Genomic DNA, 16202 nt, shown 5'->3' on the forward strand with positions numbered 1-16202 from the left:
CTCGCCTTTGCCAGGGGTGTGCGGTAGATCAGGCGCGGGCCCGCAGGGCGTCGAGCAGCTTGCCGTGCACGCCGCCGAAGCCGCCGTTGCTCATGACCAGCACCTGGTCGCCCGGGCGGGCGGCGCCCGCCACCGCGGCCACGAGCGCGTCGAGGTCATCGTAGCTCGACGCGCGGTCTCCCAGGGGGGCGAGCACTTCCGCGGGGTTCCAGCCCAGGGCGTGCTTGCCGGAATGGGCGCCGAAGCAGAACACCAGGTCGGCGTCGGCCAGGGCCTCGGGCAGGCGGGCCGCCATCGTGCCCAGCTTCATGGTGTTCGAACGCGGTTCCAGCACGGCCAGGATGCGGGCCGGGCCCACTTGGCGGCGCAGCCCTTCCAGCGTGGTGGCGATTGCGGTGGGGTGGTGCGCGAAATCGTCGTAGACCTTGACGCCGCCGACCGTGCCGCGCAGCTCCATGCGGCGCTTCACGCCCGCGAAGCGGCTCAGGGCCTCGATGCCTTGCTCCGCCGGCACGCCCGCGTGCTCGGCGGCGGCCAGCGCGGCCAGCGCGTTCATCCGGTTGTGTTCGCCGCTCAAGGTCCAGCGCACGGTGCCGATTTCCGCGCCCTCGCGCAGCACGCCGAATGCGCCGTCCGCGTCGGGCGGGCTCGCCTGCCAGGCGCCATCGGCGCCGAACGTGACGGTTTCCGACCAGCAACCGCGCGCAATCACGCGGTCCAGCGCGGCGCAATGCGCCGGCCGCACGATGCGTCCCGAGCCGGGGATCGTGCGCACCAGGTGATGGAATTGGGTTTCGATCGCCGCCAGATCGGGGAAGATGTCGGCGTGATCGTATTCAAGATTGTTCAGGATGGCCGTGCGGGGGCGGTAATGGACGAACTTGGACCGCTTGTCGAAGAATGCCGTGTCGTATTCGTCCGCCTCGATCACGAAAGGGCGCCGGGCGGGATCGTAGCGGGCGGACACCCGCAGGTCCTGCGCCACGCCGCCGATCAGGAAGTTGGGCGCCAGGCCCGCGGCTTCGAGCACCCAGGCCAGCATCGAGCTGGTGGTGGTCTTGCCGTGCGTGCCTGCCACCGCCAGCACGTGCGCGCCGGGCAGAATGTTGTCGCCCAGCCATTGGGGGCCGGACACGTAGCGCGCGCCCGATTCCAGGATGGCTTCCATCAGCGGATTGCCGCGGCTGACCACGTTGCCGATCACGTAGAGATCGGGCTTGAGCGCCAGTTGCTCGGCGCCGAAGCCTTCGATCAGTTCGATTCCCTGTTCGGCCAGTTGCGTGCTCATGGGCGGATACACGCCCGCGTCGCAACCAGTGACCTTGTGGCCGGCCGCGCGCGCGATCAGCGCCAGGCCGCCCATGAACGTACCGCAGATGCCTAGAATGTGCAGGTGCATTGAAAACTCTCCTGTCCTGCATTGTATATATAGCGGCGGCCGGACTTGCCGCCCCGGGCGCGCCGGGGGCGGCCGTCCCTGGGCGTTCGCCTTGACGCCGGCCAACGACAAAACGCGGCGCCTGCGGTTATGATCGCGCCATGAATCGACGTCTACTCCTTTCCGCCGGGGTGGCCATAGCCGCCACCGTCGCGGGCGGTTATACGCTGATGGGCCGCAAGGCTCCGGCGCCTGCCGCGCCGGCCGATGCCGGCGATCCCGTCGCCGCCTTGATGCAGTTGCAGCTTCCGGACTTGGGCGGGGCTTCCCATACGCTTTCCGGCTGGAAAGGCCAGCCTATCGTGGTCAATTTCTGGGCAACGTGGTGCGCGCCCTGCGTCCGCGAAATGCCCGAGCTCGACGCTTTGCAGAAAAAGTACCCGCAGGTGCGGTTTGTCGGCATCGGCGTCGATTCGGCGGCGAATATGCAAAAATTCGTCGAGAAAGTGCAGGTTTCCTACCCGCTTTGGGTTATCGGCGCCGGCGCGATCGATACGTTGCGCAAGCTGGGAAATCCCAGTGGAGGCTTGCCTTTTACTATTGTTTTCAACGCAGATGGCGGCATTAACCGGAAGATATTGGGTGAAATCCAACCCGATGACCTGGACCGCACTTTATCTGGTTTAAAGGCGTAAGTCTGTTGGACAAATAGTAGGAATTGGCGTAAAAAGCTGGTTTATCGGCTGTTTTGCCAACAATTGGCAAACCACTCATTGGCAAGCGCATGGCGCAAAACATACTGGTATTGCATGGCCCGAACCTAAACCTGCTCGGCACCCGGGAACCTCATATCTACGGCAGCCTCACGCTGCAGCAGATCAACGAGGGGCTGGAGCTGCTCGCAGGCGAACTGGGCGCCACGCTGACAGCGTGGCAAGGCAATCACGAAGGCGCGCTGGTTGACCGCATTCAGGCGGCCCGGCAAGACGGCACAGACTTCATCATCATCAACGCGGCGGCATATACGCACACCAGCGTCGCGGTTCGCGATGCGCTGGCCGGGGTCGCGATCCCATTTATTGAAGTACATTTGTCCAATCTGTATAAGCGAGAGCCCTTCAGGCATCACTCTTACCTGTCCGACCTGGCGGTAGGCCTCATCAGCGGCCTCGGCGCGGACGGCTACGAGGCGGCTCTCCGTTACGCAGTGCGGCACTGATCTCGCACCAACTCACAGCATCTACATCTTTACGGCGCGGACCCGACGCTGGGACGTCGCCGACACTATCTCGGGAAGCAGCTTCTATGGACCTCCGAAAACTCAAAACCCTGATCGACCTGGTGGCTGAATCGGGTATCGCCGAGCTGGAAATCACCGAAGGCGAAGGCAAAGTGAGGATCGTCAAGTTCTCGCAAACCTTGCAGCCGGTGGCCTACCACCATCCCGAAGCCGGCGTGCCCGTCGCGCCCGTGGCCCCGGCCGCCGCCCCGGCCGCTCCCGCCGCCGAAGCCGCGCCGGTCATCCAGGGCCACGTCGTGAAGGCCCCCATGGTGGGCACCTTCTACCGTTCGCCGAATCCGGGCGCCGCGCCCTTCGTCGACGTCGGCGCGACCGTCAAGGAAGGCGATCCGCTCTGCATCATTGAAGCCATGAAGCTGCTCAATGAAATCGAAGCCGACAAGTCCGGCGTCATCAAAGAAATCCTGGTCGAAAACGGTGAGCCCGTCGAGTACGGTCAACCCCTGTTCGTCATTGGCTGATAGCTGAAAATGTTCGAAAAAATCCTGATCGCCAATCGGGGCGAAATCGCCCTGCGCATTCAGCGCGCTTGCCGCGAGCTGGGCATCAAGACCGTGGTCGTGCACTCCGAGGCCGACCGCGAAGCCAAGTACGTGCGCCTGGCCGATGAATCCGTGTGCATCGGGCCCGCGCCGTCGCGTGAAAGCTACCTGAACATGCCGGCCATCATCTCGGCCGCCGAAGTCACCGATTCCGAGGCTATCCACCCGGGTTACGGCTTCCTGTCCGAGAACGCCGATTTCGCCGACCGCGTCGAAAAGAGCGGTTTCGTGTTCATCGGCCCGCGTCCCGACACCATCCGCCTGATGGGCGACAAGGTCAGCGCCAAGCACGCCATGATCGAAGCCGGCGTGCCGGTGGTGCCGGGTTCGGAAGGCGCTTTGCCCGACGATCCGCAGGAAATCATCCGCGTTGCGCGCGAAGTCGGCTATCCGGTCATCATCAAGGCCGCGGGCGGCGGCGGTGGCCGCGGTATGCGCGTGGTCTACACCGAGGCCGCGCTGCTGAACGCCGTCACCATGACGCGTTCGGAAGCGGGCGCCGCGTTCAACAACCCGGAAGTCTATATGGAGAAGTTCCTTGAGAACCCGCGCCATATCGAAATCCAGGTGCTGGCCGATGGCGGCCGCAACGCCGTCTGGCTGGGCGAGCGCGACTGCTCCATGCAGCGCCGCCACCAGAAAGTCATCGAAGAAGCGCCGGCTCCGGGCATCGCGCGCCGCCTGATCGAGCGCATCGGCGACCGCTGCGCCGACGCCTGCCGCAAGATGGGCTACCGCGGCGCCGGCACGTTCGAATTCCTGTATGAAAACGGCGAGTTCTATTTCATCGAAATGAACACCCGCATCCAGGTCGAACACCCGGTCACCGAACTGATCACCGGCATCGACCTGGTGCAGCAGCAGATCCTGATTGCCGCCGGCGAAAAGTTCACCCTGCGCCAACGCGACGTCGGCTTCAAGGGCCATGCGATCGAGTGCCGCATCAACGCGGAAGATCCGTTCCGCTTCGTGCCCAGCCCCGGCCGCATCACCAACTGGCATACGCCGGGCGGCCCGGGCGTGCGCATCGATTCGCACGCGTTCAACGGTTATTTCGTGCCGCCGAACTACGATTCGATGATCGCCAAGGTCATTACCTACGGCGATACGCGCGACCAGGCGCTGGCCCGCATGCGCATCGCGCTGTCGGAAATGGTGGTGGAAGGCATTTCCACCAACATCCCGCTGCACCGGGAATTGCTGCAGGATTCCCGTTTCGTCGAAGGCGGCACCAGCATCCACTATCTGGAAAACAAGTTGGCGCAGCGTCCCTGACCAACGACCCTGGGGCCTGACGGCCCCTTTTTGCTCCTGGGAAGAAGCCCTCTCGGGGCTTTTTCTAAAGCGATACGGCCGACGGGCCGCGGCATGCGCCGCGGCCCGTCGGCCAGATGGAAGAATCAATCATGCGTGAACTCGTGCTCCATTGCCTGGAGGCTCAGGCCGAGGCCCTGTCGGACGCGCTGCTCGAAGCGGGCGTGCTGTCGGTGTCCGTCGAAGACGCCGACCTGGGCACCGATGACGAGCGCCCCTTGTTTGGCGAACCGGGCACCGAGCCCGACGTGCAGGCCTGGGACCGCAACCGCGTCGTCGCCCTGCTGCCCGATGGAGCCGACCCGGCGCAGATCATGGCGGAGGCCGCCGAGGCCGGCGGACTGGATCCGGCGCTGTTCGCGGGCTGGAGCCTGCGCGACGTGCCCGACGCCGACTGGGTGCGCCTGACGCAATCGCAATTCGGCCCCATCCACATCGCCGAGCGGCTGTGGATCGTGCCCAGCTGGCACCGCGACAATCCCGACGTGCCCGGTTTCGAGCCCGACGCGCCCGTGCAGGACGGCGCGATCCACATCGAACTCGATCCCGGCCTGGCGTTCGGCACGGGCAGCCATCCCACGACCCACCTCTGCCTGGCCTGGCTCGAAGCCGAGCTGCCGCAAGGCGCCACGCTGCTGGACTACGGTTGCGGCTCCGGCATTCTCGCCATCGCCGCGCGCAAGCTGGGCGCCGGGCCGACCCTGGCCGTCGATATCGATGCCCAGGCCGTCCAGAGCACGGCCTTCAATGCCCAGGTGAACCAGGTCGAGCTCCAGGCCATGCTGCCCGACGCGCTGCCGGAAGGCACGTTCGGCGTGGTGGTGGCCAACATCCTGTCCAATCCGCTGAAGGTGCTGGCGCCCATGCTGGCCGGCCGCGTCGCCGAGGGCGGCCATCTGGTGCTGTCGGGCGTGCTGGAGCGCCAGGCCGAGGAAGTGGCCGCCGCCTATGCGCCCTGGATCGCCATGTCGGTCTGGCGCGCGCGCGACGGCTGGGTCTGCCTGCACGGCCAGAAGGCCTGAGCGTCTACGCTGCACGATCGCGCCATGGCCCTGACCACCCGCTGCCCGCAGTGCGGCACCTCCTTCAAGGTCGTGCCTGACCAGCTCCGGGTCCGCAATGGCCTCGTGCGCTGCGGCGCCTGCTCGACCGTGTTCGACGGCCGCGCCTGCCTGGTGCCCGAAAGCGGCCAACCCACCGCGCGCGCGCCGGTTGCGCCTCCCGCGCCGGTGGCGCCGAGCGCGCCCATCCCGCCGGCCGCGTCCTGGTCGGGCGCCAATCCCGCCCCGGTCCTGGCGACGCCCGCGGCATCCGTTCCTCCCTGGGAGGACGAGCCCGAGGCGCCCGCCGCCGCCGCGCCGTCCGGTTACCCGCCGGCCGTGCTGCGCGGGCGCGACGATATCCGCCGGCGCGCCGAGCCCGAGGCTGCCGCGCCCGGCTACGAGGACGAGGAAGACGGCCTGGAGGACGACGCCGCGGCGGTCGAGCCGCCGCGCTGGGCCGAACCCGTCCTGCCGCCATCGGCCACCCGTCGCGCCGATCCGGTGTTCGCGGATGCCGGATCCGCCGGCGACGCTCGCCGCCGTGCCGACGCGCCCGCCGAGCCGTCGATCGCCCCGGCCGGCGATTACCGGCACGTCGATGTGCGCGATGACGCGCGCGACGACGAATACGATGACGAATACGCGCCCGACCGCGAGGATCCGCAGGAGCCGGTGCTGGGCGACACGCGCACGCGCTATTCCAGCGCGACCGACGTGGGCCGCGCGCCGCCCGAGTTCCTGGACCAGGACCGCGCGGAGCGCCGCGGCCTGATCAACCGGCTCTGGGCCGGCGCCTGCCTGGCGGGCCTGATCGCGCTGGGCCTGCAATTGCTGTATGTGTACCGCAGCGACATCGCCAATTCCGTGCCGGCCCTGCGTCCGGTGCTGGAAGCCGCGTGCCGGCCCCTGGATTGCGCCGTGGGCTACGCGCGCCGCCTGGAGCGCATCGCGATTTCCTCTTCGTCGCTGCAGCCGCCGACCGGCGCCGCTGCGATCGACGACGGTCGCAGCCGGCTGGTGTTGAACCTGGTGCTGCGCAACCGCTACGACAAGCCGCAGCACTGGCCCGCGCTGGTGCTGGACCTGACCGACCTGTCGGACACGGTGGTCGTGCGCCGCGTGCTGATGCCCGAAAACTACCTCACCCCCGAACAGTTGCGCGGCCCCTTCGCGCCCGCCGGGGAGCTGAAGATCTCGGTGCCCATTGAAGTGACCGGCGTCCAGGTCAATGGCTACCAAATCGATAAATTCTTTCCTTAAAGGATGACAAACATGGCGACCCCCGTTCTGGTCTGCGGTTCGATGGCGTTCGACACCATCGCGGTGTTCGACGGACGTTTCAAGGAACACATCCTTGCCGACCGCATCCAATCCCTGAGCGTGTCGTTCCTGGTGCCCAGCATGCGCAAGGAATACGGCGGCTGCTCGGGCAACATCGCCTACAACATGAACCTGCTGGGCGGCAAGCCGGTGCCGGTGGCTACCGTGGGCGAAGACGCCGGCGAATACCTGGCTCGCCTGGAGGGCCTGGGCATCGACGTCAGCCGCGTGAAGGTCATCCCGGACACCTTCACCGCGCAGTGCTTCATCACGACCGACCTGGACGACAACCAGATCACGGCCTTCCACCCGGGCGCCATGTCGTTCGCCGCCGACAACGATCTCAGCGACGCCGACGCGGCCTGGGCCATCGTCGCGCCCGACGCGAAGGAGGGCATGTTCGCCCACGCCGAACGCCTGCACCGGCGCGGCATCCCCTTCATCTTCGACCTGGGCCAGGCCATGCCGCTGTTCGACGGCGCCGACCTGGAGCGCATGCTCAAGCTGGCGCAGGCGCTGACGGTGAACGACTACGAAGCGGGCGTGGTCGAGCAGCGCACGGGCCGCAGCGTGGCCGACATCGCCCGCACGCTGCAAGCCGTGGTGGTGACGCGCGGCGGCGAAGGCGCCACGCTGCTGACCGGCGGCCAGACCATCCAGATCGAGCCGGTGCGCGCCGCGCAAGTGGTGGACCCGACCGGTTGCGGCGATGCGCAGCGCGGCGGCCTGCTCTACGGCCTGACCAGCGGCTGGAACTGGGAAGACAGCTGCCGCCTGGGCAACGTCATGGGCGCCATCAAGATCGCTTCGCGCGGCCCGCAGAACCACGCGCCGTCGCGCGCCGAGATCGACGCGATCCTGCACGCCAGTTACGGCATCCATCTCCCCGCCTGACCGTCTCCGGTTCGCGGGGAACCTCGGGCCGCCGGCCTGGTCGAATCGCCGCCAGGCCGACGCGCCGCGGCCGGCCCCGCGGCGGCCGCGGCAGCGCTCTTTGCAGCTTTTGGCCTTGCGTTTCAGGATGTTGCTGCTCCGCCAGCCACCCCCGCCGGGCAGAGTATGATCAAGAAGTCGTCGGCATTGCCGATCGAGGAGTCCTAATGAACCAAAGCAAATCTATTTCCCTGGTGACGCCGCGCGCCGGCCGCTGGCTGGCCATCGCCGCCGTCGTCACGTCGATGGCGGTGCTGGGCGGCTGCGCCAACCGCAGCGCTTCCAGCGGCGTGTACAGCTATGACCAGGCCCAGCGCGAGCAGATCGTCCGCACGGGCACGGTCACGGGCGTGCGTCCCATCGTGATCCAGAACGACAAATCCAGCGGCGTCGGCATGGTGGCCGGCGGCGCGCTCGGCGGCGTGGCCGGCAACGCCATCGGCGGCGGCACCGGCCGCACCATCGCCACGGTCGGCGGCGTCATCCTGGGCGCCCTGGCAGGCAATGCCGTCGAGAACCAGGTCGGCAAGAATTCCGGCTATGAAATCACCGTGCGTCTCGACAACGGTGAAACCCGCGTCGTCGCGCAGGAAGCGGATGTGCCCATCAGCGTGGGCCAGCGCGTCCAGGTGATCAGCGGCTCCGGCCCGACCCGCGTCACGCCCATGTGATCGCGGCAGGCTCCCGGGAAGGCAAGTCTTCCCGGGCCGGCCAGTCCTGAAGATGCCCGCGCAAGCGGGCATTTTCTTGCCTGTTCCGCTTGCGCGAACCGGGGCCGGAACCAGGCGGGGAAGCGGCCCCGAAAATATGTCGCTCCGTCGCAACGCGGCACCCAGGGACTTACCCTCAGGCGTTACGTTTTCCAGCCTTTTCTCGCCATTTCCTCCAAAAGTTTCATGGCGATTCGACGAGCGAAGTGACATGATTGCGCCTGCGATCGGCGTCGCGCCGCGAATATCGTGTAACCAAGTGCATCGCGACGTCGTTCTGGTCGGCTGGAATTTCAGTTCGGTTTCAGCATTTTCTCAGTATTCTCATCGCTCTTAATCCCGGGGCGGGGGATGTTTTGCCGACAAGGCAACATAACGCTGTACGAGCTATGCATTCCGAGCAAGAACTCCACACCAAGATCGGCGAGATCGTCGAGTCGATCGTCATGAAGAAAGTCACTCCCGATACGCAGCTGATCGCTACCGGCCTGGTCGATTCCCTGGCCGCCGTGGACATCACGCTGGCGGTCGAATCGGAGTACGGTTGCAGCATCCCGGCTCCCGAGATCGCGGAGCACCTACAGTCGGTCCGCACGCTTGCCGGCTATGTCGCTGCCCATACTGCGTAATTCCCAGCTGTTGTCCCACGTCGCGGCCGCCGCGACGGCGGTGGCGCTGGCGGTCGGGGCCTATTGCGGCGCCGACGACCTGCTCAGCCGCATCGTGAATCCCATGCAGCCGACCGCGGCGAGCGCCGCGGCCAGCAACAGCAATTACCTGCCCAACCTGGGGCCGGACTGGGGCACGCAGCACGTCAACCTGAACCGCCTGGGCAATGCCCTGAGCGACGGCACGCTGGTCGTGCTGGGCTCGTCCGAGTTGTCCAGCCATGACCTGCGCTTCGTTCCCTACCGCTTCTTCCCGGAAGAACTGAAGGTGCCGACGCTGGCCTACGGCCACGCCATGTTCCAGTCCTACGGCATTGTCAGCGTGCTGGAGTCGGTGGCGGATTCGCTCACGCCCAACACGCGGCTGGTGATCATGGTGTCGCCCGCCTGGTTCGCCTCGGGCGGGCAGCTGCCGCGCAGCGCGTTCGCGGAACACGTGACCGGCCCGGTCTGGGATCGCCTCTGGGACCAGCCCAGCACGCGCGAGCAGATGCAGACCTGGATCACCGACAACGCCAACTGGGGCCTGCTGTGGCTCATCGCCAACGGCCAGGTCGCCGAGCTGAAAGACAAGCTGTCGATGTGGTGGCAGGCGCGCAAGGCTCCGGCGCCCGACCGGCCGCGCAGCAAGCTGTCCGTGCCCGCGCACCGCTTCGTGTCCTGGCCGTCGGCGGCTCGCCTCGACCCGGGCCAGTGGGCGCGCTTGACGCACCAGGCCCGCGAGGCCGAACGCGATCTGGGCGGCCACAACCCCTACGACGTGCGCGACGACTACTACAAGCAGTACCTGGCGCCCCTGTATTCGCCGGCGCGCAATGAGTTCGCCGACGTCGATCCCATCACCCGCGCCGAACTGGGCGACCTGTCGCGCGTCATGGCCTTGCTGCAAAAGCGCAAGGTCCGCGCCTATTTCGTCATCCAGCCGTTCAATCCCAAGCTCATTCTCGACGTCGAGCGCTTCGATCCGGTGGTGGCCGCCATCACCGGCATGTGCGCGCGCTATCAGATGGGCTGCCTGGACCTCTACAGCATCCCGTTCGAGCCGGGCATGCTGCGCGACGACATGCACCTGGCCGAACTCGGCTGGGCGCTCGCCGACCAGGGCATTGCGGAGTACTTTTCCCGATGAGCAAATTGTTCGCTTGGATCCGGCCGCGGGCCGGCGGCGAGGCCGAAGGGCAGGAGGTCCGCAAGGCCGCCGCCTGGGGGCGCCGCTTTTTCTGGCATCTGTGCCTGTACATCGGGGTGATCCTGGTCTTCGTGCTGCAAGCGCAGCCCACGACGGGCAGCGGCGGACCGATCAAGGTCGAATTCCAATACCAACAGTTCTGACCGCAGCATGGAATTGTTCGCAAGCTTGAGCTTTTTCGGCGGCGCCCTGTTCGGCGGCCTGGGCCTGTTGGCGTACCGCTCCTTCGGGACGCCGCTGCGCATCGGCTACCGGCACGTCATCGGCGTAATCTGCCTGGGCGTCTGGATGGCGGTGTTCTGGACGCGGCCCTATCAACCGATCGCGCTGATCGCGATTTCCGGCAGCGCGCTGTGGGCCGTGCGGCGCGGCTACATCCCGACCTGGCTGGGCGTGATCATCACGATGGCGCCGTTGCTGCTGGTGAAGACGGGCGTGTCGCACCTGGGCGCCATGCTGGGCCTGTCGTTCGCCACCTTCCGCGCCGTCGACGTGCTGCTGTTCGCGCAGCGCAACGAGCGCGTCTCGCCCCTGGATTACTTCATCTACCTGTTCTTCCCGCTGACGCTCCTGGCCGGCCCCATGTACCGGTGGCGCAATTTCCAGGCGGACCTGAAGCGCGGCTATGAAGGCGTGAACCTGAACACCTGGCTCAGCGGCCTGGAGCTCATCATGCTCGGCGTCATCCAGAAGTTCGGCCTGGCCGAGCTGATCTGGCGCTACGGCCTGGCGACGCTGGACGCGCACGACTATTCGTTCACCGGCGTGGCGCTCAACGCGTCGCTCTACAGCGCCTATCTGTTCTTCGACTTCGCCGGCTACTCGACCATGGCGATCGGCATCGGCATGCTGTTCGGCTTCACCCTGCCCATCAATTTCCGCAATCCGCTGGCCACGCTGAACCCGCAGGATTTCTGGCGGCGCTGGCACATCAGCCTGTCGGAGTGGCTGCGCGACGTGGTCTTCATGCCGATCTACAAGGCGCTGAGCAAGACCGCATACTTCTCGCGCCACCGCCTGGCCGCGCAGAACATCGGCATCTTCGCGACCCTGCTGGCCATGGGCGTGTGGAACGGCCTGTCGCTGCACTACATCGTCAGCGGCCTGATGTTCGGCGCGTATTCGGTGGGCCACAACATGCTGGTCAACGCCGCGCGCACCCGCCCGGCCCTGCAGGCCGCGATGGCGCGGCCCGCCATGCGCTTTCTCGGGCGCGTGCTCACCCTGATCCTGGCCGCGCTGGCGCTCTACGTGTTCAGCGGCCGCAGCCCCATCTGACGCCGGGAGTTTCGGCATGCGTTTCGACCTGAAGTCCTTCCGGTTCACGGATACCGATGTCGCCCCCGACGCGCTGGCGGTCGCCGCCGCCGATCGCAGCCTGACGTGGGCGCAGCTGCGCGACGAAGCCGGCGCCTGGGCCGAGGAGGCGCGCCGCCATGGCGTCGCGCCCGACGTGCCGGTGGCCATCTACGGCCACAAAGAAGCGTCGTTCTTCGTCGCCATGGTCGGCGCCTTGCTGATCGGCGCGCCGTTCGTGCCGGTCGACACCATCTATCCGGCCGAACGCCTGCGCCGCATCGTCGAGATCGTGCGCTCCGCCGCCGTCTATGACGCGGCCTCCGGCACGTTCACGCCGGGCGAGGGGGCGATGCTGGCCGAGCGCGGCCTGGCCTACGTCATGTTCACCTCCGGCAGCACGGGCGATCCCAAGGGCGTGCAGATCGGCCGCGAAAGCGTGGGCCTGCTGGGCGACTGGATGCTGGGCAGTTTCGGCCTGGGCGAGGCGCCCGTCTTCATGAACCAGGCGCCGTTCAGCTTCGACCTTTCCATGTACGAGGTGTTCGCCACCCTGGCTTCGGGCGGCAGCTGCGTGCTGAATGCGCGCGAGCAGATCGCGGCGGCCGGCACCTGGATTCCCCGCCTGGCGGAACACGGCGTGACCGTATGGGTCTCCACACCGTCGTTCGCCCACCAGCAGCTGGCCAACCGCGACTTCTCGCCGGCCACGCTGCCCAGCTTGCGCACATTCCTCTTCTGCGGCGAGCCCCTGCCGGCGGCGCTGGCCAGGAAACTGCGCCAGCGCTTTCCGGGCGCGGTCATCCTCAACACCTACGGTCCGACCGAGGCCACCGTGGCCACCACCTGGATCGAAGTCACCGACGCCGTGCTGGCCGCGCACGATCCGCTGCCGGTCGGCCATGCCAAGCCGGACAGCGTGCTGGTGGTGGACGAGGGCGGCGAGATCTGCATCGTGGGCGACCATGTCATGCGCGGCTACCTGAACCGCGCCGACCTGAACGAGGCCAAGCTCTACACCTACGTCGACGGCCGCCGGGCTTTCCGCACCGGCGACCTGGGGCAGATGGGCGAGGGCGGGCTGCTGTTCTGCCGCGGCCGGATCGACGACCAGATCAAGCTGAACGGCTACCGCATCGAATTGGCCGAGATCGACGAGGCGCTGCATGGCCTGCCGGGGGTGGAAGGGGGCGCCTGCGCGGTGCTGCGCCGGCCCGATGGCACGGCGGTCCGCCTGATCGGCTTCGTGGCGGGCGCCGCGGCGCCGGACGTGCCGCCGGGCCTGCTGGCGCCGGAGGCGCTGGAGGGTTGGAAGGCGCGGCTGGCGCAGCGCCTGCCGCCTTACATGGTGCCGTCCGAGCTGGTGGCCTGCCCGGCGCTGCCCATGTCGAACAATCACAAGATCGACCGCAAGAAGCTGGTCGAGATCTACACCGCCATTCCGGTGTAGGAGCGGGCGGGGCGCGGCCCCGCGCGCCTTACACGCCCATCATGCCGTAGCTCAGGCGTGCCAGGACCATCAGCACGATCTGCGCCACGATCAGCAGCACCAGCGGCGAGAAGTCGATCGAGGTGCGGGGCAGGATGCGGCGGATGGGGTTGAGCATCGGGTCGGTCAGCGCCTGCAGCAGCGGCATCATGGGCGCCATGGGGTTGACCCACGACAGCACCGCCTGGATCAGCGTCAGCCACACCACCAGGTTCAGCGCCCATTTGGCGGCCATGATCAGGGCCGAGCCCATGGCCGCGGGCAGCAGTTCGACGGGAATCAGCGCGCCGATCGCCACCAGCCAGATCAGCACCAGATAGATCAGCGCGGCCAGCCACGCGGCGACCAGGCTCGTCCAGTCGATCTTGTTGCCGGCGGGAATGATCTTGCGCAGGGGCAGCACCAGCCAGTTGGTGGCTTGGTAGACCGCGCGGGCAAGCGGGTTGAAGGGGTGCAGCCGTATCGCGTGCATCCAGGCGCGGGCAATCAGCGCCGCTCCGAACAGCGTGAACACGATTTCGAGAAGGAAGCGGAAGATTTCACCGAGCATGGACACGTTCACCCTGAAAAAGAGGAGTCAATTGTCGCACGCTAAAGCGTGAAAAAAGCACCTCGCCGGGGCGGCCATCCGCCCTAGGTCGTAGTCCGGGACGAAAGCGCTTGGGGGGAGGCGACCCGGCGGCGCGGCGGGCGCGCGTCACGCGGGCGCAAAAAAGCCGCCTGGCCTGGGCCAGGCGGCTCTCGCGAAGCTAAGGCTTCGAACCGTCCTGATTAGGGACGGCCACCGGTCGGGAACGGCCACGACGCGGCGGGGTTCAGCGCGGTCTTCGCGCCCGGGGCGGCAGCCGTGGACGGCGGCGTTACGGGCTTCTTCGGAGCGGCTTTCTTCGCGGCAGGCTTCTTTGCAGCGGCCGGCTTCTTGGCAGCAGCAGGCTTGGCGGCAGCGGGGGCCTTCTTGGCGGCGGGAGCCTTCTTGGCAACGGCCTTCTTGGCAGCAGGCGCCTTCTTGGCGGCCGGAGCCTTCTTGGCAACGGCCTTCTTGGCGGCCGGAGCCTTCTTGGCAACGGCCTTCTTGGCGACGGCCTTCTTGGCAACCGCCTTCTTGGCGACGACCTTCTTGGCTACCGCTTTCTTGGCGACGGCCTTCTTGGCGACGACCTTCTTGGCTACTGCCTTCTTGGCGACGGCTTTCTTGGCGACGGCCTTTTTGGCGACTGCCTTCTTGGCAACGGCCTTCTTGGCGACGACCTTCTTGGCTACCGCTTTCTTGGCGACGGCCTTCTTGACTGCCGGCTTTTTGGCGGCAACCTTCTTCACTGCCGGTTTCTTGGCGGCGGCGACTTTCTTGACGGCTACCTTCTTGACGGCAGCTTTCTTGGCCGGAGCGGCCTTCTTCGCTACTGCCTTCTTGGCGGCGGGCTTTTTCACCGCTTTCTTTACGGCTTTCTTGGCTGTTGCCATGGTCATGCTCCTTAGGTTCAGGGGTCCCAGAACTTAAACCCGTGCCCCGACCCGCCAACAAGGCGGACCGTGCCCGGGCTATTCATCGGCGCAAGCCGCTGTTCTGTGCGAGCAACAGCTACTACGGTTTGCGCTAATGAATTCGGCACAGCCATTTGATATGGCCCCCGCTCCTTTGGCGCGAGCCATTTCAAATGGCGCCGGTCGGCGCCTGATCACAGGCTGCCGACCGCTTGTTCTACGTGTTCGAAATACCAGAACACCCTGACCGAGGAGAGCGCCATCAAGCCTGTCGCGAACGCGACGCCCTTTCGTGCAAGGGCGTGCCCGCGCCGGGCTCGATGGCGAACTGCGTTACTCCCAGCTCAGCGTGCCACCGGTTTGGTATTCGATCACGCGAGTTTCAAAAAAGTTGCGTTCCTTTTTAAGGTCGATCATTTCCGCCATCCACGGGAAGGGATTTTCTTCCTGCGGGAACAGCGGCTCGATACCGATTTGCTGGCAACGACGGTTCGCGATGAAGCGCAGATAGGACTTGAACATGGGGGCGTTCAGGCCCAGCACGCCGCGCGGCATCGTGTCTTCGGCGTAAGCGTATTCGAGTTCGACCGCTTTGCGGAAGAGTTCTCGAATTTCTTCGCGGAATTCCGGCGTCCACAGATGCGGATTTTCCAGCTTGACGGTGTTGATCAGGTCGATGCCGAAGTTGCAGTGCATGGATTCATCGCGAAGGATGTACATGTACTGCTCGGCGGCGCCGGTCATCTTGTTCTGGCGGCCCAGCGCCAGGATCTGCGTGAAGCCAACGTAGAAGAACAGGCCTTCCATCAGGCACGCGAAGACGATCAGCGACTTCAGCAGCGTCTGGTCGGCTTCGGGAGTGCCCGTCTTGAAGTTGGGGTCCGCGATCGCGTCGATGAACGGGATCAGGAACTCGTCCTTGGCGCGGATGGACGGAACTTCGTTGTAGGCGTTGAAGATCTCCGCCTCGTCCAGGTCCAGGCTTTCGACGATGTACTGATAGGCGTGCGTGTGGATCGCTTCCTCGAACGCCTGGCGCAGCAGGAACTGGCGGCACTCGGGCGCCGTGATGTGGCGGTAGGTGCCCAGCACGATGTTGTTCGCGGCCAGCGAGTCGGCCGTGACGAAGAAGCCCAGGTTGCGCTTGACGATGCGGCGCTCGTCCTCGGTGAGCCCGTTCGGGTTCTTCCAGAGGGCGATGTCGCGCGACATATTGATCTCTTGCGGCATCCAGTGGTTGGCGCAAGTCGCCAGGTACTTCTCCCATGCCCACTTGTACTTGAAGGGCACGAGCTGATTGACGTCCGTCTGGCCGTTGATGATGCGCTTGTCGGCGACCTTCACGCGTTGCGAGGTGGCGGAGCCGCTGACGGCCAGGCCGGCCGCGTGTTCAGGCGCTGCGGGCGTGGGCAGGGCGGCATCGCCGAATACGCCGGTGGCTGCGCGAGCCGCGGGCGCAGCCTGCCCGCCCGCCGCGGAGGCGGGCGATTGCGCAGGTTGCGTGGCGATGTTGTCGTCTTCCCAATTAATCATGATTC

At 66.4% G+C, this 16202-nt stretch carries 17 protein-coding genes; 13 read left to right on the forward strand and 4 right to left on the reverse strand.

Going from position 1 to position 16202, the window contains the following annotated elements; translation table 11 throughout:
* Positions 1–28 precede the first annotated feature (28 nt).
* On the reverse strand, positions 29–1399 hold the full coding sequence (mpl, locus tag ADE01S_RS07815) for a UDP-N-acetylmuramate:L-alanyl-gamma-D-glutamyl-meso-diaminopimelate ligase (protein ID WP_062681123.1): 1371 nt from the start codon (positions 1397–1399) through the stop codon (positions 29–31).
* 140 nt (positions 1400–1539) lie between these two features.
* Between mpl and ADE01S_RS07820 the strand changes: the two genes are divergently transcribed.
* The 13 genes from ADE01S_RS07820 (at position 1540) to ADE01S_RS07880 (ending at position 13143) form a co-directional block, all read left to right on the forward strand.
* Positions 1540–2073: a TlpA family protein disulfide reductase gene (locus ADE01S_RS07820; RefSeq protein ID WP_062681124.1), complete on the forward strand. Its 534-nt coding sequence runs from the start codon at positions 1540–1542 to the stop codon at positions 2071–2073.
* Between the two features lie 89 nt (positions 2074–2162).
* A complete protein-coding gene (aroQ, locus tag ADE01S_RS07825) occupies positions 2163–2597 on the forward strand; it encodes a type II 3-dehydroquinate dehydratase (RefSeq protein WP_062681125.1) in 435 nt (144 codons plus the stop codon).
* A gap of 86 nt (positions 2598–2683) precedes the next feature.
* A complete protein-coding gene (accB, locus tag ADE01S_RS07830; protein WP_062681126.1) occupies positions 2684–3139 on the forward strand; it encodes an acetyl-CoA carboxylase biotin carboxyl carrier protein in 456 nt (151 codons plus the stop codon).
* 9 nt (positions 3140–3148) lie between these two features.
* Positions 3149–4495 carry an acetyl-CoA carboxylase biotin carboxylase subunit gene (accC, locus tag ADE01S_RS07835; protein WP_062681127.1) on the forward strand — a complete coding sequence of 449 codons (1347 nt, stop codon included), beginning with the start codon at positions 3149–3151 and terminating at the stop codon, positions 4493–4495.
* 131 nt (positions 4496–4626) lie between these two features.
* The gene (gene prmA, locus ADE01S_RS07840; protein ID WP_062681281.1) at positions 4627–5556 is read left to right on the forward strand and encodes a 50S ribosomal protein L11 methyltransferase; all 930 of its coding nucleotides are present in this window, start codon (positions 4627–4629) and stop codon (positions 5554–5556) included.
* A 24-nt stretch (positions 5557–5580) separates the two neighbouring features.
* On the forward strand, positions 5581–6837 hold the full coding sequence (locus tag ADE01S_RS07845; protein WP_062681128.1) for a DUF3426 domain-containing protein: 1257 nt from the start codon (positions 5581–5583) through the stop codon (positions 6835–6837).
* Positions 6838–6849: 12 nt separating this feature from the next.
* On the forward strand, positions 6850–7791 hold the full coding sequence (locus tag ADE01S_RS07850) for a carbohydrate kinase family protein (RefSeq protein WP_062681129.1): 942 nt from the start codon (positions 6850–6852) through the stop codon (positions 7789–7791).
* 206 nt (positions 7792–7997) lie between these two features.
* Entirely contained in the window at positions 7998–8501 is a 504-nt protein-coding gene (locus tag ADE01S_RS07855) for an outer membrane lipoprotein (RefSeq protein ID WP_062681130.1), read from the forward strand.
* Positions 8502–8929: 428 nt separating this feature from the next.
* The gene (locus ADE01S_RS07860; RefSeq protein WP_062681131.1) at positions 8930–9169 is read left to right on the forward strand and encodes an acyl carrier protein; all 240 of its coding nucleotides are present in this window, start codon (positions 8930–8932) and stop codon (positions 9167–9169) included.
* Positions 9147–10337, forward strand: a complete 1191-nt coding sequence (locus ADE01S_RS07865) for a D-alanyl-lipoteichoic acid biosynthesis protein DltD (RefSeq protein ID WP_062681132.1) — start codon at positions 9147–9149, stop codon at positions 10335–10337. Before ADE01S_RS07860 ends, ADE01S_RS07865 begins: the two co-directional genes overlap by 23 nt.
* The gene (locus tag ADE01S_RS31765) at positions 10334–10540 is read left to right on the forward strand and encodes a hypothetical protein (protein ID WP_062681133.1); all 207 of its coding nucleotides are present in this window, start codon (positions 10334–10336) and stop codon (positions 10538–10540) included. The genes ADE01S_RS07865 and ADE01S_RS31765 overlap by 4 nt, the downstream gene beginning before the upstream one ends.
* A gap of 7 nt (positions 10541–10547) precedes the next feature.
* Positions 10548–11675, forward strand: a complete 1128-nt coding sequence (locus tag ADE01S_RS07875) for an MBOAT family O-acyltransferase (RefSeq protein ID WP_062681134.1) — start codon at positions 10548–10550, stop codon at positions 11673–11675.
* A gap of 16 nt (positions 11676–11691) precedes the next feature.
* The gene (locus ADE01S_RS07880) at positions 11692–13143 is read left to right on the forward strand and encodes a D-alanine--poly(phosphoribitol) ligase (protein ID WP_062681135.1); all 1452 of its coding nucleotides are present in this window, start codon (positions 11692–11694) and stop codon (positions 13141–13143) included.
* Positions 13144–13171: 28 nt separating this feature from the next.
* Here ADE01S_RS07880 and ADE01S_RS07885 read toward each other — a convergent pair whose 3' ends face one another.
* From ADE01S_RS07885 to ADE01S_RS07895, 3 genes are all read right to left on the reverse strand, one after another.
* The gene (locus ADE01S_RS07885; RefSeq protein WP_062681136.1) at positions 13172–13732 is read right to left on the reverse strand and encodes a YggT family protein; all 561 of its coding nucleotides are present in this window, start codon (positions 13730–13732) and stop codon (positions 13172–13174) included.
* Between the two features lie 221 nt (positions 13733–13953).
* Positions 13954–14643 (reverse strand): histone H1-like DNA-binding protein, encoded by a 690-nt coding sequence (locus ADE01S_RS07890; protein WP_062681137.1) that lies wholly within the window; start codon positions 14641–14643, stop codon positions 13954–13956.
* 354 nt (positions 14644–14997) lie between these two features.
* Positions 14998–16197: a ribonucleotide-diphosphate reductase subunit beta gene (locus tag ADE01S_RS07895; RefSeq protein WP_062681138.1), complete on the reverse strand. Its 1200-nt coding sequence runs from the start codon at positions 16195–16197 to the stop codon at positions 14998–15000.
* Positions 16198–16202 lie beyond the last annotated feature (5 nt).

Source organism: Achromobacter denitrificans NBRC 15125 (genome assembly GCF_001571365.1).
Classification (GTDB): domain Bacteria; phylum Pseudomonadota; class Gammaproteobacteria; order Burkholderiales; family Burkholderiaceae_B; genus Achromobacter; species Achromobacter denitrificans.

Excerpts from the sequence above, each read along its gene's own strand:
- ADE01S_RS07890 (WP_062681137.1), bottom strand. The coding sequence starts at position 14,643 with ATGGCAACAGCCAAGAAAGCCGTAAAGAAAGCGGTGAAAAAGCCCGCC.
- ADE01S_RS31765 (WP_062681133.1), top strand. The coding sequence starts at position 10,334 with ATGAGCAAATTGTTCGCTTGGATCCGGCCGCGGGCCGGCGGCGAGGCC.
- ADE01S_RS07820 (WP_062681124.1), top strand. The coding sequence starts at position 1,540 with ATGAATCGACGTCTACTCCTTTCCGCCGGGGTGGCCATAGCCGCCACC.
- ADE01S_RS07875 (WP_062681134.1), top strand. The coding sequence starts at position 10,548 with ATGGAATTGTTCGCAAGCTTGAGCTTTTTCGGCGGCGCCCTGTTCGGC.
- ADE01S_RS07860 (WP_062681131.1), top strand. The coding sequence starts at position 8,930 with ATGCATTCCGAGCAAGAACTCCACACCAAGATCGGCGAGATCGTCGAG.
- aroQ (WP_062681125.1), top strand. The coding sequence starts at position 2,163 with ATGGCGCAAAACATACTGGTATTGCATGGCCCGAACCTAAACCTGCTC.
- ADE01S_RS07850 (WP_062681129.1), top strand. The coding sequence starts at position 6,850 with ATGGCGACCCCCGTTCTGGTCTGCGGTTCGATGGCGTTCGACACCATC.
- accB (WP_062681126.1), top strand. The coding sequence starts at position 2,684 with ATGGACCTCCGAAAACTCAAAACCCTGATCGACCTGGTGGCTGAATCG.
- ADE01S_RS07885 (WP_062681136.1), bottom strand. The coding sequence starts at position 13,732 with ATGCTCGGTGAAATCTTCCGCTTCCTTCTCGAAATCGTGTTCACGCTG.
- ADE01S_RS07865 (WP_062681132.1), top strand. The coding sequence starts at position 9,147 with ATGTCGCTGCCCATACTGCGTAATTCCCAGCTGTTGTCCCACGTCGCG.
- ADE01S_RS07880 (WP_062681135.1), top strand. The coding sequence starts at position 11,692 with ATGCGTTTCGACCTGAAGTCCTTCCGGTTCACGGATACCGATGTCGCC.
- ADE01S_RS07855 (WP_062681130.1), top strand. The coding sequence starts at position 7,998 with ATGAACCAAAGCAAATCTATTTCCCTGGTGACGCCGCGCGCCGGCCGC.
- prmA (WP_062681281.1), top strand. The coding sequence starts at position 4,627 with ATGCGTGAACTCGTGCTCCATTGCCTGGAGGCTCAGGCCGAGGCCCTG.
- ADE01S_RS07895 (WP_062681138.1), bottom strand. The coding sequence starts at position 16,197 with ATGATTAATTGGGAAGACGACAACATCGCCACGCAACCTGCGCAATCG.
- ADE01S_RS07845 (WP_062681128.1), top strand. The coding sequence starts at position 5,581 with ATGGCCCTGACCACCCGCTGCCCGCAGTGCGGCACCTCCTTCAAGGTC.
- mpl (WP_062681123.1), bottom strand. The coding sequence starts at position 1,399 with ATGCACCTGCACATTCTAGGCATCTGCGGTACGTTCATGGGCGGCCTG.
- accC (WP_062681127.1), top strand. The coding sequence starts at position 3,149 with ATGTTCGAAAAAATCCTGATCGCCAATCGGGGCGAAATCGCCCTGCGC.